This window comes from Segatella oris (assembly GCF_900637655.1).
In the GTDB taxonomy this organism is placed as follows: domain Bacteria; phylum Bacteroidota; class Bacteroidia; order Bacteroidales; family Bacteroidaceae; genus Prevotella; species Prevotella oris.
In genome coordinates, this window is sequence record NZ_LR134384.1 from 2,781,521 (window position 1) to 2,797,137 (window position 15,617).

Genomic DNA, 15,617 nt, shown 5'->3' on the forward strand with positions numbered 1-15,617 from the left:
GCTGCATGAGGTATATGATCTCACTTAGTATGACGTAATCATGTCTTCGGGCACACAGATATAATAATCGGCAATGCCTTTGTAGTCGTCTTCCAAATGCGAAATATCCTCTTGACGCACTGCCCTTACCACTGCATAAGTAATGCCTGGCTTATATTGTAACAGGTAAGGAATGATTCCATCACGGCTATCGGTGTGAAAGTTACCATTGAAATGAATGAACTTTCCCTGCAGATGCTGTGCTATCCGCCAAGCCATTGTAGCATCCTTGATAGCCTGCGCCTCGGCAATCTGCTGCGCATTGGCCTTCTTGTTCTTGCCCATCAGCTCCATAAGTGCAAAACCTTGTGCCACGTTTTCATTCTGCTGAAAACGGATAGGCAATGGAGCCATATAGGATTTTGCCTCTAGCGAAAGCGAATCAAGATAGGTAAGGCCATGCTCTTTCACGGCAGTGGCATAACGACGTGGCACATTTGTCGCCACAACAGGCATGTGGTGCTCACGTGCAAAGTCTATCAATGGGGCATAATCCGTGCTGTAATTCGGCCAAAGTCGGGCTTCATCTTCAAAGCGTTCGCCTGTAATCTGACGTTGAAGATACTCATCCAAGATGAGTTGGTTATCGCTTTCAAACATCTCTAAGCCCATTTTCAACTGCTTTCCATGCACTTTGTAGAGACTTTCCAACAGCTTCAGCTCCAGCCAATGCGTGATAACGCAGTTATGGATCTCACCAACAAAGACCACATCTACCTTGGAAAGCGCTTTCACCAACTGGTCATAAGTGATTGCTTTACCTTTATTGTCGTACAAACGATAGGCTTCGGGCTGTTTCTCGGCCCTCATATTAGCTGCCATGAACAAGATGATGACACAGCAAAACAAACGTAAATTCTTGATTATTCTCATTATTTCTGCGATTTAAATACAACCATTCGGTGGTTCCAATCCAACATTTCACTTATCATTCTCTGCACCATTGCAGGCGTTATGCCATTCAGACAGGCGGCATAGTCATTGAAATCGTGCAACGACTCGCCATTCTTCACCAACGACATCAATGCTGTTTTCCATTCAGAAGGAGCCTTGTCGGTCAGCACTTTGTCTTTCGTCACGAGAAAAGAACGCTTCAACTTGTCGAGTTCTGCCGTGCTGACAGGTTTTTCTTTCAAGTCTTTAAGAATGCTTTGCAAGAGGATTTCAGCTCTCTGGCGGTTCTCATCTTTCAGCGAAAGGTTAATGACGAAATGATATTTCTGCTGTGGAACACCATTATAATAGAGGTTTACATAAGGTGAATAGACAATATTCTCGTTCTCACGTAATACTTTCAGTACACGGTCTTGCAACACATCGCGTATCAGTTTCATGCTCAATGTGGCTTGAAGCGATGGTGTATAGTTGCCTGCAAAGACGTAGTTGGCCACCGTTTGATGATCGTTTCCGCCCTCAAAGCCTTTGAAAAACGTCTGTTTCTTAGCTGCAAACGGTGAGTTGTTCAACGGTAATGGCGACTGCGGTGCCTGCATTTGGGCAAACGTTGCAATGGCTTTGGGCACCACATGTGCAGCATCGAAGTTGCCCGTTAAGATGATTGTGAGTCCCGAAGGATTGCCAAACAAGCGCTTGTAATAATTGGTAATCGTGTCGATATTCAATGCCTGCAGCGTTGCTTTTGTAACTAATCGCTCAGTTCCTGCTGCCACATTGCCCACCAACGAGTCGATAGTGTTGGTCATTAAGCGGTCGGAATCGTGGGCCAAGAGCCTGTCTAAAAGAGTTTCCTTGCCTACGTTTTCCAGTTCAGAAGCCACAGTTTCGGCAAAATCTTCACGGTTAATACCAGGAAAACACAGCTTTTCGTAAGCCAAATTAAACAATGCTGTAGCCTTTTTTGCAGGTGCAGAGGCCAGCAACTGATGCCAATAGGCATCTTCACCAACCGTCATCGACAACTGTTGTTGCGTCATCACGGTCAACAAAGTGTCGCACGACACCTTGGCTAATCCGCCCATATCGACATAACTTACAGCATCATGCACCTTCAATTGCATTTGAGGTGAGAGGTCGGCCGTGCCACCTCGTCCCACTGCAGCTAAGTAAATCGTAGAGTCTTCGTCTAAGGTTGGGCGTACAAGCAGCTTGATGCCGTTTGTCAACTGTATTTCCTCAATTCCAAGTTCAGGCCATTTCTTCCGATTTTCAATGCTTGCATTTGTGAATGTTGGCGTTTGTTTCAAGCATGAAGGCAGTTTAATAGTCTCTTCTTTCGGCTGTGCTTTCTGTCGATAAACATAAGATTCAAGGGGGCGTTTCCAGCCTTGTTTCCAAGCCAAGTCAGCCTGTTTTGCATTGAGAAGAGGTGCATTTGCGTTGTCTGCAACATAGGTATAGGCATACAACCGACTGCGTTTCATGGCTTTAAGAATGCTTTTCAGATATTCCTGCAACTGCAAACTCGTTGTCATCTTCACCTGACTGCGCACCCATTCCACATCATCGGGATGCCAAAGTGGGCGGTCTTCTGCCGTGATATAATCGATAAAATCATCGCACAAATCAGCGGAAAGCTGCTGTGTGGTATCAGGTAACAAATGCACAAGACGCGTATGAATGAGTTGTTGCAGTTCATCTTGCCCCACTCCACGCTGCAACAGCCGTCGACATTCATAGGAAGCTGCAGCCAACTGCTGCGCTAACAGAGCCGAAGAAGCACCGCGAAACGACAGCACAAAATGATCTTTGTCGGCTAGATACCAATCATTTGATACATTACACCTTATACTATCAGCTGCAAATCGCTCTGAAAGGCATTGCGCCAACATGCGCATGCGTTGCTTGTTGACGGCATCCTGCAATGTTTTTTCAACGATTGTAGGATGTGGAATGATGAGTTCCAGTTTGCTTTCGCGCTGCATGCTGTCGGACAACTGCATCCAAGCGGCTCCTTTTGCATAGGTCATCGGTAGCTGTTTGAAAGGCTTTTTATCCGCTTTTGCTGGGATAGTACCCACCGTTTTGCGCAATTTTTCAACGATTTCTGCCACATTCACCTGTCCAATTACAAGCACAGTGGCATGTGAAGGTGTGTACCAACGCTTATAGAAAGCTTTCAGTCGGTCGCTGTCTATGCTGTTAATATCGCGTTCTGTGCCTAAAGGTATATGGTCAGCATAGCGATTTTGTCCCATTTTCAGGCTGTAGAAATCGTCATTTTGCTGATAACCGCGCAACTCTTCTACAATGACTCCGCGCTCTTTCTTCACGCGTTCATCATCAAAAGTGAGGTCACACAGCCAATCACGAAGGGCCAAGAAGGTGGTGTCCAATACTGCCTTGTCTTGCGAATGATAAGGCAAAGAGAGCCAATAGATAGTGCGATCAAAGCCCGTAAAGGCGTTAATGTCTCGTCCAAACTTCATACCTTGGCGCTCAAAATAGTCAATCAATGCCCGCTTTGGAAAGTGTTTAGTTCCGATAAAGGCACTATGTTCGAGGAAATGTGCACCACCTCGTTGGTCGTTTTCTTCTTGCAACGAGCCTATATTCATGACCATTCTCACCTCGATATTATGTCTCGGCAACTCATTGGGCAGGATAATATAACGCAGTCCGTTATCCAATCGTCCTTCAACAGTGCCTTTAGGCAGAGTAATATATTTATTAACACGCAAGCAAGGCAGAGCAAAAGCCCTACCTACAAATAGAAGTCCGAGCACAATCGCCCAGAAAAGAGTATGTCTGATAAGTTTTTTCTCCATATAATACTTGCTGTTTAGCGGTGCAATGTGTAAACAACTCGCACCTGTTCATAGCCATTCCCATCGGCATAATCCCATGGGAAAGTGAACGAGAGCGTTCCTTTCGCGAGGTCCAGCAATGCAGAAGGGGCTACCCAATCACTCGGATTGTTTCCAAAAGTATCGCTACTGATGTTGCTAACGCCTAAGAATCGGTTGGGATCTAAAGAGCCTCCCATGGTTAAGAAGTCGTCATTGATGGTGTAACCCACTAACTTTCCATCTTCTTCTATTTCCACAACAGTGCCTTTTTCCTTTTCTTTGAGTAGGCGATTCCAAGCAGAGTAGTCGTAGGTGAAAGGAATTCCCATAATCATATCACCGTAAGCGTTTTCTTTTTCGCCTGTAAACGTAATGCTGTTGCTGGCAGTATTAATACCGATATTACTCAAAGCAACCGAGAATGTCTCTTTACTTTCTTGATAGTTAATAGCTTTCACGGCCGCTTTTCCATAGGGGGTCCGCATGAAAAACTCGTTATCGTTCACTGTTTTACGCTTCAAGACATCGTAGAGGAACGTAGTCAGTCCCATAGGATTAGTCAACATCTTGAGCGTTGGGTGGTCAACAGTGGCGTCATCCCCAAGGGTTATCACGCTATATCCTTTGTAAACGCGTTGTGATTGACCTTGGAAGAAGTTCTCTTTGTCATCTTTGTTGAAGACAATAGTAGTCTCTACAGGTAGCTTTCCCAACAAGCGAGCAAGATCTATGCCGTATTTTTTCTTCACACCAGCAATCAATTGCAACTGTGTTTCTGTTAGAATAGGAATGTCTGCATCGGGATTTACCGTGATTTGAACGCCTTTACCAAAGCCTTTTATCTGCGGATGAGATGCAGATGCCACTTGCAAAGTGACCGTCTTACTGATAGAAAGCGAATGTCTTCGATTGGATTTCACGCGAAAGACAACCTCTTTCTGACCAGGCTCAAACACGATTTCATCGCTTTCCACCTGCAACACAGCATCTTCATTGCCTGTAAAAGCCAACTTGACCGATGTTCGTTCTGAAGGCGCAAAAGCCATCATAACATGCACAAACACGCTACTTGTGTCGTCTTCTGCCAGGATTGCATTGCCTGGAATGGTGAGTTCCACTCCATTGGTCATGCTTTCTCGAGGTGCATCTTGCGCCTGACAACCTACTAATGTAAGCACAACGGCTACAAGAATGCTATTGAATAAATGTTTCATTCGTTTATCGTTAAGTTTAATTGGATGGCCAACCGGCATTTTGTTCTACCTTGTTGAAGCGATGTTCAGACACCGGAATAGGGAAATTCCATCGGTAATCAGTGGTCGCTATTGTACTGTTTGAGCTTGCCCCCCATTGAGAATATCTCGTTAAAGCTGCGAGATGCGTGCGCTTGAGGTCAAAGAAATTAATCCCTTCACCTGCAAATTCACGCTGCTTATCTGTGAGAATAAGTTCCAAAAGCGCCTGATTAGCAGTGTTGGCAGGTGCTTCTGGCACCCCAATACAGTTCCAATAATGATTGATGAGCACACGTGCTGACTCGGTTTCTCCCTTTCGACAATAGGCTTCGGCTACGATATAATAGGCTCCGGCATAACGCATGGTGTTAATATAGGCAGTAGCCTGGTTGAGTTTATTACTTCGGTTATACTTCCCAAGCAGTGTCCTGCTCGTGCCATTTATCACAAAAGGATAGGTGAACGAGGCTCTTCGAAGGTCTGAAATAGCGAAACTCAGTTTTGGATTGACACAGAAATAGTCGCCTTCTTTGGCATCATATTGGATGTCAGCATAGTAAGTTGAGTTTGTATTGAACGCGAAAATACGACCTGCATAACTGTCTTTTTCCCATAAACTATTCATGCCTTCGGCCGTGAAATAGGCATCATTACTCTTCGCAATCACGGCATTTCCCGACTTAATGGCTGCCTCATAATCACCCGAATAGAGCGCCAAATCAGCTTGAAGATACTGTATCGCCGTTTGTGAAAGCCAGCCATTACGCTTCGAAGTGTTATCAACTTGCACGGCATCATCAAGCAAAGCACGTATTGTTGCCACGCAATCACGAATCGAAGAACGTTGTTTGTCCTCTATTCCAAACCTGTTTTTCAAGATAACTCCTGCCGCATCAGGATTTAAGTCATAGGCAGGAGCAAAGGTTTTAAGCAATTGGAAATAGCATAAGGCCTTTAATGTTTTGGCTTCAGCAGCAATCGCTTGTTTTTCGTTCTGCTCTTCAGCAGAGCTTGTCTGCACGTTATCCATGCGTTCAAGCAGGGCATCACATTGCGCAATTACATTATAATAGTCTTGCCAAAGGCTTGGAGCAATCTTGTTTATCTCTTGATCTTTCCAATTATATAAGTTCAAAGACGTAATATCCTTAAAGGAAAGAGATGTCGGAACGAAATCATTTCCCAATAAAGAGAACTCATATTCCATGTGGGGATAGGAAGAATAAGCCGATGCCAGGAATGATCTTGCATTGGAAACATTCGTGATTGCATCAGGATCGGAGAACTGATCAAGCGGTGGAATGTTAAGGCTGCATGAGGCAAAAACCATTGAAACCAACCCCACTGCAACGCTCTTGAAAGTCAATTTATTCTGTTTCATATACTATTATCAGAATGTTAGATTGAGATGAAAGGTGAAAACAGGCTGCATGGTGCCTGCTAAGGTACCACTTTCTGGGTCAGACTCCTTATAACTTGTCCATGTAAAGAGGTTTGATCCCTGTAGACCTACGTTGGCATATTGTAGGAATGGAGCTACTTTATGTAGCCAGTTCGATGGAATACGATAGCGCATAGAGAAACTCGAAAGTTTTAAGTAGTCGCTATTTCCAACAGTTCGTGAGTTAGGATATTGCGCAAGGTTATCTTGTGCAATGCTTTGTGTGTAGAAAGGTGTCCAATATTCTTTATATTCATCACCTCGTTTAAACCACATTCTGGCAGTCTGTCCAGCCACAGCATTATAGTTTGCCTTATCTTTGTCACGCACATACTGGTAGTTAAAGCGCTGTTTTCCACCAAAAACATAATAGAATGAAATGTCAAAATCAAACTGCTTATAGGAGAAATTGGCATAGAAGCTACCCGAATAAGGTGGCGTCAGATGACCAAGTGCAACGAAGTCATCACGCGTAAGCTGCTCCGTACCTTGCTTTTCTTTTCCATCCGGCATGAGAAAAACTGGGTAACCGGTGAGTGGGTTGATGCCCAATGAGTGCAAACCATAAATCATATCATAGGATTTTCCTACCTCGTAGTTGGGTACAATGGACTGTTCGTCTAAATAAAGTTTATCAGTCCAGTAAAGACTTACCACCTTATTATTATTATAAGCGATGTTGCCTCCTACAGCCAAACGGCAGTCATAAGCATCCAATATCTTTGCATTGAGTCCGAGTTCTACACCTCGGTTCTGCAAAACTCCAATGTTACGCTTCAGCGAAGAAAATCCTGAACTGGTGGCGATTGGCACATCCAAGAGTGCTTGCTCCGTGCGGCGGTTATACCAATTCACATCTAAAGTGATGCGTTTCAACAGCTCTACCGTCATACCTAAATCAGTTGATTTGTTTTGCTCGGCTTTTAAATCTTTATTATAGAGGGATAACAACGATAAAACTCGGCTACTTTCATAGGCTTGTTCACCGAACATAAAAGTTCCAACGGTGCTGGAAACTGTCACACCATTAAGGTTTGCTGTTACACCATAAGAGGCCTTGAAGTTTAATTTCGATAGAATCTTATTGCCTTTCAACCAAGAATAGTTCGTCGGAGTCCATCCCAATCCGGCTGCCCAGGCTGCATTCCAACGCTTATCTGACGGCAATATCGACGAAGCATCGGCCTTATAAGTGAAATAAGCATCATAAATCGTATTGTATGTGTAGCCTGCAACCATACCAATTCCAAGCTGAGCATTCTTGTCACGAGGGTTCCTTACAGAGGGTTGTCGCAGTCCTTGCAGGGAATTATTAATGGCAGAAGGAGCATCCACATTGCCAACTCCATAGCCTGTAATGCCCACTGCATCATAATTATATAGGTAATAATCGAAGTTTGCGCCCAAAGTGACATCATGAACATCCGCAAAAACATGGTTGTAAGTGGCTCGGAAGTTGCTTGAAAGATTGGTCGTTGTGCCTTTGGTACGGCTGTAAATGCCTCGTGCATTCATCAGAATACCCGATTTTTGCTCTGAATATGCAGATGCAGGTGTGAAGCGATGATCATCGTCTTGAAGGAAATCAAGACCTGCAACATAAGCCAACGTAAGGTCTTTCCATGGTGAAAGCGTGAGATTTACATCTACTCCGGCATTCTTATCGGTAGCATCGCTTTTGTATTGATGCATTAAATCATAATAGGTTCGATTGGGATAAGAATAGAGTTCGCCTGTCTTTTGCTCGTAAGGATTAAGATTATACACCAGCGAAGAAGGGTCGAAGGTCGTTCCATTGGGTGAATTACTCTTGGAATAACCGCCAGAAACGCCAATCATCAGATAGCCTATGTTGCCCAATTGCTGATCTAAACCCATGCGAACATTGAAGCGTTGTTTGTTATTTCCCTCGAGACGACCGCCTTGATAGGCATAGTTGCCCGAAAGATAATAGGTTGTAGAGCCACTGCCCCCTTTGACATTGAGGTTATGCTTCTGATAGAAATTATTATGAATCAGTTCTTTAAACCAATCCGTATGAATGTTTCTCAATGCAGCCAAGCGTTGTTCGCCTTCGGCAATAAGCTGCTCTTTGTTGGGATCAGAAGCGTACTCACGTTCAATATAATCACGACTGTAACGATACCCTGGTGCTGCCGGGTTCTGCAACAGACGCTCTAACTCGAGTTTCTCATCGGTATCCATGAGCCGAACGCCGCGTCTTCCACGCATGGTCAAACCCAAATCCATGCTGTAAGTGAACGTCATCTTGCCTTTATAGCCATGCTGTGAACTGATTTCCAACACGCCGTTGGCAGCCTTGATACCATACAATGCGCATGCTGCAGCATCTTTCAGCACCTTGATATTGGCGATATCCTGTGGATTCAGATTATAGAATGTCTCGGCAGAGATAATCTTTCCGTCCAACACATACAATGGTTCGTTGCTTGTGTTACCACGACGAAACGATGAATTTCCACGTATTCTGATTTTCGGAGCACTTCCCAAGTCGCCTGTATTCATGACATTCAAGCCTGGAACTAAGCCTTGAAGAGCCAGTCCCATGTCAATCATTGGCTTCTCGGTGAGCCGTTTCATGTCCACATTCTCAACGATGCCTGCCTTCGAACGCAGGTCAATGGCGTTGATATTGCTTTTGGCTTTCACGACCACTTCACCGATACCATTGGCCACTTCCACCATCTTTACATCCATGCGGTCGCGCCCATCATCCTTAAACTGTTGTTTGGCATAGCCGATATAGGTGAAAGAAATGAGTGTACCTTTAGCCCAATGACCACTCAGTTGATAGCGACCTTTGACATCGGTCACCGTTGCAATCTGCGTTCCTTCCACGCGAATGCTCACACCGACCAGAGGCTCATTGCCGGCATCGGTTACGTAACCATAGAGCTTTCGCTCCTGAGCCACGCTCTCTTGTGGAACAAGAAAGAGGCTCAGCAGTGCGAAAAGACTCAATATTGTAAGGTTTTTCATGCCGTGTCTGATTTATCGTTTGCTTTCAACCCATTGTTTTGTCTGGGCTACAATCCAATCAACAACGCGAGAAGTAGAGGCAGGCAGGATGCCGTCGGAACTGTAGACAATTTCCACCCCGGTTTTCTTCACCAAGTCATTCTGTACATCTTGCATCTTATGTCGGTCGGCCATGCGTTTCACATCAGAGGTAAGATAGATGCCTTGCACTATGATTCGCTTCTTCTTTTGGGCTGCTTTGGTAAGCAAAGGCATGAGTTCCTTACCGAAGTCATGTCCCATTTCAATGAGTGCATGGTCTACATAAGTGATTTTTGCATGCTCTTTAGTGTATTTCTCCACACTGTTGAACATCTCTTTCCAGAAACCAATGCGCTCATCATCGCCGTGGGCGAGATAGATTACAGCTTCGTTGGCAGCATCTTTCGAAAGACTTTGAATGCGATCGAGCATGCACTTCTCCAACACATAGCTGTAATAGAAAGTCGGACCGAGGATGATTGGTGTCTTCGTATGCACCATTTCAGTCTTCTCTTCGCCTAATTCTTCACGCACGTATGGGTTGTATTTGTGGCTAAGAATATTGGGAAGGTCTTCTTCTGTATGCCCCGATGGTGCAATGAAGACAGGCAGTGCGAAGATTGTATCGGCGCCTTCGGCCTCGCAAGCTTTCACCATTGAAGCTACAGATGGTTCTGTATATTCCATGAGGGCTACCTTCACAAGGTCTATTCCCATGAGTTTTCCCTCGGCAACTTGCTGCTTTACGAGTGGTTCTAAGTCTAAAACAGGTTTTCTCCACGATTCCATCGGTGAGCCATGTGCTACTATCATGAGTGCCGTTTTAGCCTGTAGAGTTGATAAAGTGGTTAGCATCAAGGCTAACAATAACATGATTTTTCTATTCATTTTAATTCGTATATTTTTGTTTATTTTAATTTGTTATCTTTATTCGAATACTTGATTAAACGCTTGGAATACGGCAAAAGTATGATATTTTCCCTGATTGAACAATACCTAATAATAATGAAAAAGATGTTAAAACAATGGGCTTTTCCCATGCCTCGAACTGCCTGACTTCTTTTCCAAAGCCTTATGAAAGTCTGAAATAAATATATATCAATAGGTATAAGATATATCCCCTCTTTTATTTAGCGTTCTCTTGAACTATCAAAAGATGCAGCATGTGAACTGTAATCTCATGAAGCGGAAAATAGGTTAATTCTTATCAAGGATATTTACAATTGCTCTTGAATGCTTCGCGAATTTGAAATTGTTCTTCTCCTCGCTCCAAATACGCGCTGTTTTTCGGTGGTTTGCAATGCGTTGATAGTCAAACTATTATGTGTTCTGAAACAAAATATAGGTCAAAATCATGCAAGAAATCACTGCGATTAACGTCAAATTACCGCCTGATTTGCCTGAGATTACCACGCTTTTTGACACAAATACCCGCGCAATTAGCGTCAAATCACGCTGTATCATAAATGAAATCACAAGTTAAGGTGCTTGAAATGGTGAAATTATTCCCGTTTTCCCGCTTTCCATTTTCTATTTGGTGTGGTCATGAAGTGTTAAAATCAAGGGGATAATCTTTACAAAAAGATGAGGACTTTAGAGGCTGTTGTTCTGGTTGAATAAGCTTTTTCAAGGAGCACAACCATTGAAAGTGGAATCTGAGTAATGTTTTTTCTCTTGCTTTTTTATGCTTCCATGACCTACAACTATTTGCTGATGGACTTCCATAAACGTGCTGATGGTCTTAAAAAATGCCACGAGAAGTTTCACTTCAAGACACAAAAAAAGGAGTACCGCTGTACTCCGACCTTGTTAACCTTAAATCTAATACTATGAAAAACACGTTGCAAAGTTAGACAGAATGAATGGAATTTCCAAACATTCTGCCTTATATGGTGTAGTATTTACAATTTATTAAACCTCTAATAGGTGTTTTTTAACAATTTAAGAAATAAGACATAAAAAAAGGAGTACCGCCGTACTCCAACCTTTGTTAACCTTAAATCTAATACCATGAAAAACACATTGCAAAATTAATCACTATCTGTGTGCGGTGCAAACAAATCACATTATAAATCAATCTGTTAGCCGTTTTATTGACTTATGTCAATCAATCCTTCCTGTTTCTGACCGTCAATCATAATCCGTAGCGGTTTTTTGAAATGCACATGCCGCACATATGGTGTTTCTTCTACGGCCGGCATAGCATCTAAAACCTCCTTGCGGACGAAGCCACCCGATGCAGAACAGCTATCAATCGTGAAGTAACCGACCCCGAAAGAAGTGAGATTTTGAAAGAAATGCGTGCCTTGTGAAGGGTCAACGTGGTAGTTGTGGAGTGCCACTTCGACAATAATACGCGCGGCAGAAATATGTGGCCATTTCACCGGCACACCGAGATAATGGTCGCTGCTGCCCCATCTGCCGGGGCCAATGAGCACATAATGGCGATTGTCGGCAAGGAACTTACGATTGATTCTCTCGATATCATCGGCCACATAATAATTGTTCATGGCCGAGAAACTGTCATCATATTTCACGTAAACTACATCGTAGACATCGTCCATGATGCCATGTCCCAAGGCATTATGTGACCTTAGCAGGCAGTCCTCATCAGCCACTTTTGCGAGGTCTTCATGGAGTATTTGCTTGGCATCTGCAATCGGACGTATCTGCAACAGATAGAGTTCACCGCTCTTGTCCTCATTGAGATTGCATGCAAACTCTATCTCCACAGGGCGTTTCATGGCTTCTGCACCATGCTTCATCGCCATTTGCAACAATTCCGGGAGAGGGAAAACATCCTGTTGAAGCACGCCTGCAAATGAGATAATCTTGCGTCCGCCGTCGTAGAGTCCGTCGTAAATCACTTGGTCATAGGGGTCGAATGTCGAACAGATATAGCGTATCGCACCGTCTTTCTCGGCTTCTTTCACCTTCATTTTCCTGATGTTGAAGCCGTCATCTACTTTGAATTGCCTGCCCACGGGAGCCATATCAAGAGCGTAAAACTGTGTCTGCGTCTCGCGAAGTGCCGTTTCCCATTCGCTCATTTGCAGCACTTGGTGAGGATGATAGGGCGAAACGCGCAGTGTTTGGCCGCCGTCTACGATGTATTTTCCTAAGCCTAAAGCTAACGAAACAATGCCTTCTTCGGCGGTTTCATCGCCAATCGGATAGTAATTCAGCGAGCGAAGAACTCCGCTGAAGGTAGGATAGAAGTGGTCATCATACTGCTTTCCGACCACTTCCTGCAAGATGACAGCCATCTTTTCCTGGTCTATGACATTGCTTGTAGCAGTCATATAGGCCTTTGAATCACGGTAATAGACCGAGGCATACACACTCTTGATAGCACTTGCCAACATCTCCAGCATCGCTTTCCGGTTGTCTAAACAGGGTATCATATAGGTACTGTAGATGCCGGCAAAGGGTTGATAATGACTGTCTTCAAGCAAACTTGACGACCGAATGGCGATAGGTGCCTTCACAGCTTCAAAGAATGTGAGGAAATCTTCAGTCAAACTGTCGGGCAACTGCGCTTTCAAGAAGTGCTGAAGGATGTCTTCATCGCTTGCATCGCTTAGGGCAATAGGGTAGAGATTGTTGCTTTCCATGAACTGATCAAACACATCCGTGCACAGCACGAGCGTCTTTGGAATCTGCACTTTGACCCCTTCGAGCTGGTTGAATGCAGGATGAAGCTTGATGATATTGTCCAAAAAGGCCAATCCTCTGCCTTTTCCTCCGAGCGAACCTTCGCCAATCCGTGCGAAATGGGCATAGCGGTCGAACTTCATTCTGTCGAAAACGGCCACCACTCCGATGTTCTTCATGTGGCGATATTGCACGATAGCATCAAACGTTATCTGTCGATGTGCATCGACATCCTGCAGTTTATGCCACGTAATTCCACGTAAGAATTGCGACACAGGGAATATGGCTCGTGCGCTCAACCAACGGCTCATGTGGTTTCGCGAGATATGATAAAGCATGGAATCATTGGGGATTTTGAAGATGTTATCCTGCAAATCCTTGAGCGACTTGATGCGAACAATCTCCTCATGTGTCTTGGGATTGCGGAAGATAAAGTCGCCGAAGCCCATGTGTTCCTCCATAATCAGGCGCAGATCAAGGCTCATCTGCTTTGAATTCTTATCCACAAAGCGGAACCCTTCGGCTTCAGCTTTCTCACGATTTGCACTTTCTGAACTCTCCATGATCAAAGGCACGTATTCGTCTTTGGCTCGAATGGCTCGCAAAAGCTTCAGTCCAGCCTCTGGATCTTTATAGACATCAGTGTCCCGGAGCGGTGAAGGCAACAGTTCATTCTCATCGGGCGACACTTCTTTCATCGGGAAACGGGCATCACAGATAACGCCAAGACAATTGTCAGAAAACTGATTATAAATCGTCATTGCCTCTTCATAAGTGCGTGCAAGCACGACCTTTGGCCTGCCACGCATACGCAAAGTAGCCTGATGTTTGTTTAATGCTTCGGTGGCAAACCGCTTGCTTTGTGCAAGAATATAGCTGTAGAGATTGGGCAATATGGATGAATAGAAACGAATACTGTCCTCAACAAGCAGAATCATTTGCACCCCACTCTCCTGGATATCGTGTGCAATGTTCATCCTGTCCTCGATGAGTTTGATAATGGAAAGAATGAGATTAGTGTTTCCCAACCAGCAGAAAACATAGTCGAAGATACGCAAATCCTCGTTCTGCATACGTTTGGTTATGCCGTGAGAAAAGGGCGTAAGCACCACACATGGAATGTTTTTAAAGGCTTGTTTGATAGACCTTGCCACGCTGAAAGCATCATTATCGGCCGTTCCCGGCATACAAATCACGAGGTCGATATTGGTGGTATGCATGACGTGCATCGCCTCTTCAGTCGTTGAAACGCGTGTAAACATCGGCGGATAACGCAGTCCAAGTTCCATATATTCATTGTAGATCTTCTCCTCTATGCGTCCGTCATCCTCCAACATAAAGGCATCATAGGGGTTGGCAACAATCAAAACGTTGTAGATTCTCCGCATCATCAGGTTGGCAAACGTGACATCATGCAGATAAAACTGATTGAATTCGCGCGGTATTTTCTCTTCCATGGTCGGTCGCTTTCGTTTCTTTGACACAAAAATAACACTTTATTTCTGAAATCAGAGCAATCAGTTCAATTAATCACCGAAACCGAATGGTTCATAGAGAGAATATCGCTAACTTTGCAATAAGCAACAAATGACAGCGTATGGAATTCAGAACAAAAGTGGAAATTGCCGCGTCTTCATGGCAAATCAAACCTGCACAGCACCTTTTATTCATTGGTTCTTGCTTTGCAGAAAGCATTGGAAACAAGTTCAAGGATGAGCAGTTTCCTACCGTAATCAATCCTTTTGGCGTGATGTATAACCCTGCAAGCATCCTCCATTCTGTTGAACAACACTGCAAAACGCATGATTTCGTACCCGATGTAACCGTTCTCACGCTCGGAACCAACCATGTTTATGTGCTGAAAGAGACCAAAGAGATTGTTGATAACTGCCGGAAAAGACCACAATCGCTGTTTGATGAATGCGAATTGAGCGTTGCCCAATGTGTTGATTACCTGCAAAAGGCCACGCAATGTCTGTTATCCTGCAACCCAAACATGCACATCATCATCACCGTCAGCCCCATTCGGTACCGCAAATACGGCTTCCATGGGAGTCAACTCGGCAAGGCTACGTTGCTGCTGGCAGCCGAACAACTGTCTCACGAAAGCCAAGTGGATTACTTTCCTGCCTATGAAATCATGAATGATGAGCTTCGCGACTACCGCTTCTACAAAGAAGACATGTTGCATCCAAGCCCTCAAGCCGTGGAATATATATGGGAACAATTTGCCGAAACCTACTTCCATGCCGACGTGTTCACGATGATGCGCGAATGGAAACCTATCAAAGAAGCACTTCATCACAGACCTTTCAATCCAGAAAGTGAAGACTATCAGGCATTCATGGCACTCACAAAAGAGCGGTTAACCATATTTATGAAAAAGTACAGCCTCTCCCCCTGGCCCCTCCCCGAAGAGGGAGGGGAGTAGAATGCCTTAGAACTTGCATTGCAAAATGCACTATAGAGAAGTATGTTGTT

The 15,617-nt window shown here is 44.3% G+C and carries 8 protein-coding genes; 1 reads left to right on the top strand and 7 read right to left on the bottom strand.

All coding sequences use genetic code 11. The features are described from left to right. Positions 1–24: 24 nt before the first annotated feature. The 7 genes from EL210_RS11695 to EL210_RS11725 all read right to left on the bottom strand — a co-directional run bounded on the left by EL210_RS11695 (position 25) and on the right by EL210_RS11725 (position 14,593). A complete protein-coding gene (locus tag EL210_RS11695; RefSeq protein WP_026285956.1) occupies positions 25–912 on the bottom strand; it encodes a ChaN family lipoprotein in 888 nt (295 codons plus the stop codon). After that, positions 912–3,764 (bottom strand): M16 family metallopeptidase, encoded by a 2,853-nt coding sequence (locus EL210_RS11700; protein WP_018920476.1) that lies wholly within the window; start codon positions 3,762–3,764, stop codon positions 912–914. Before EL210_RS11700 ends, EL210_RS11695 begins: the two co-directional genes overlap by 1 nt. A gap of 14 nt (positions 3,765–3,778) precedes the next feature. Continuing rightward, positions 3,779–4,999 (bottom strand): DUF4929 family protein, encoded by a 1,221-nt coding sequence (locus tag EL210_RS11705; RefSeq protein ID WP_025879687.1) that lies wholly within the window; start codon positions 4,997–4,999, stop codon positions 3,779–3,781. A 16-nt stretch (positions 5,000–5,015) separates the two neighbouring features. Then, positions 5,016–6,401 (bottom strand): RagB/SusD family nutrient uptake outer membrane protein, encoded by a 1,386-nt coding sequence (locus EL210_RS11710; protein WP_018920478.1) that lies wholly within the window; start codon positions 6,399–6,401, stop codon positions 5,016–5,018. Between the two features lie 9 nt (positions 6,402–6,410). After that, positions 6,411–9,461: a SusC/RagA family TonB-linked outer membrane protein gene (locus EL210_RS11715; protein ID WP_018920479.1), complete on the bottom strand. Its 3,051-nt coding sequence runs from the start codon at positions 9,459–9,461 to the stop codon at positions 6,411–6,413. A 12-nt stretch (positions 9,462–9,473) separates the two neighbouring features. After that, entirely contained in the window at positions 9,474–10,370 is an 897-nt protein-coding gene (locus EL210_RS11720) for a sirohydrochlorin chelatase (RefSeq protein WP_025879686.1), read from the bottom strand. 1,202 nt (positions 10,371–11,572) lie between these two features. Further along, positions 11,573–14,593 carry a PEP/pyruvate-binding domain-containing protein gene (locus EL210_RS11725; protein ID WP_018920481.1) on the bottom strand — a complete coding sequence of 1,007 codons (3,021 nt, stop codon included), beginning with the start codon at positions 14,591–14,593 and terminating at the stop codon, positions 11,573–11,575. A 140-nt stretch (positions 14,594–14,733) separates the two neighbouring features. On the opposite strand from EL210_RS11725, the gene EL210_RS11730 reads away from it, so the two are divergent. Further along, on the top strand, positions 14,734–15,567 hold the full coding sequence (locus EL210_RS11730; protein WP_018920482.1) for a GSCFA domain-containing protein: 834 nt from the start codon (positions 14,734–14,736) through the stop codon (positions 15,565–15,567). The last annotated feature ends 50 nt before the right edge of the window (positions 15,568–15,617 follow it).

Excerpts from the sequence above, each read along its gene's own strand:
- EL210_RS11695 (WP_026285956.1), bottom strand. The coding sequence starts at position 912 with ATGAGAATAATCAAGAATTTACGTTTGTTTTGCTGTGTCATCATCTTG.
- EL210_RS11700 (WP_018920476.1), bottom strand. The coding sequence starts at position 3,764 with ATGGAGAAAAAACTTATCAGACATACTCTTTTCTGGGCGATTGTGCTC.
- EL210_RS11705 (WP_025879687.1), bottom strand. The coding sequence starts at position 4,999 with ATGAAACATTTATTCAATAGCATTCTTGTAGCCGTTGTGCTTACATTA.
- EL210_RS11710 (WP_018920478.1), bottom strand. The coding sequence starts at position 6,401 with ATGAAACAGAATAAATTGACTTTCAAGAGCGTTGCAGTGGGGTTGGTT.
- EL210_RS11715 (WP_018920479.1), bottom strand. The coding sequence starts at position 9,461 with ATGAAAAACCTTACAATATTGAGTCTTTTCGCACTGCTGAGCCTCTTT.
- EL210_RS11720 (WP_025879686.1), bottom strand. The coding sequence starts at position 10,370 with ATGAATAGAAAAATCATGTTATTGTTAGCCTTGATGCTAACCACTTTA.
- EL210_RS11725 (WP_018920481.1), bottom strand. The coding sequence starts at position 14,593 with ATGGAAGAGAAAATACCGCGCGAATTCAATCAGTTTTATCTGCATGAT.
- EL210_RS11730 (WP_018920482.1), top strand. The coding sequence starts at position 14,734 with ATGGAATTCAGAACAAAAGTGGAAATTGCCGCGTCTTCATGGCAAATC.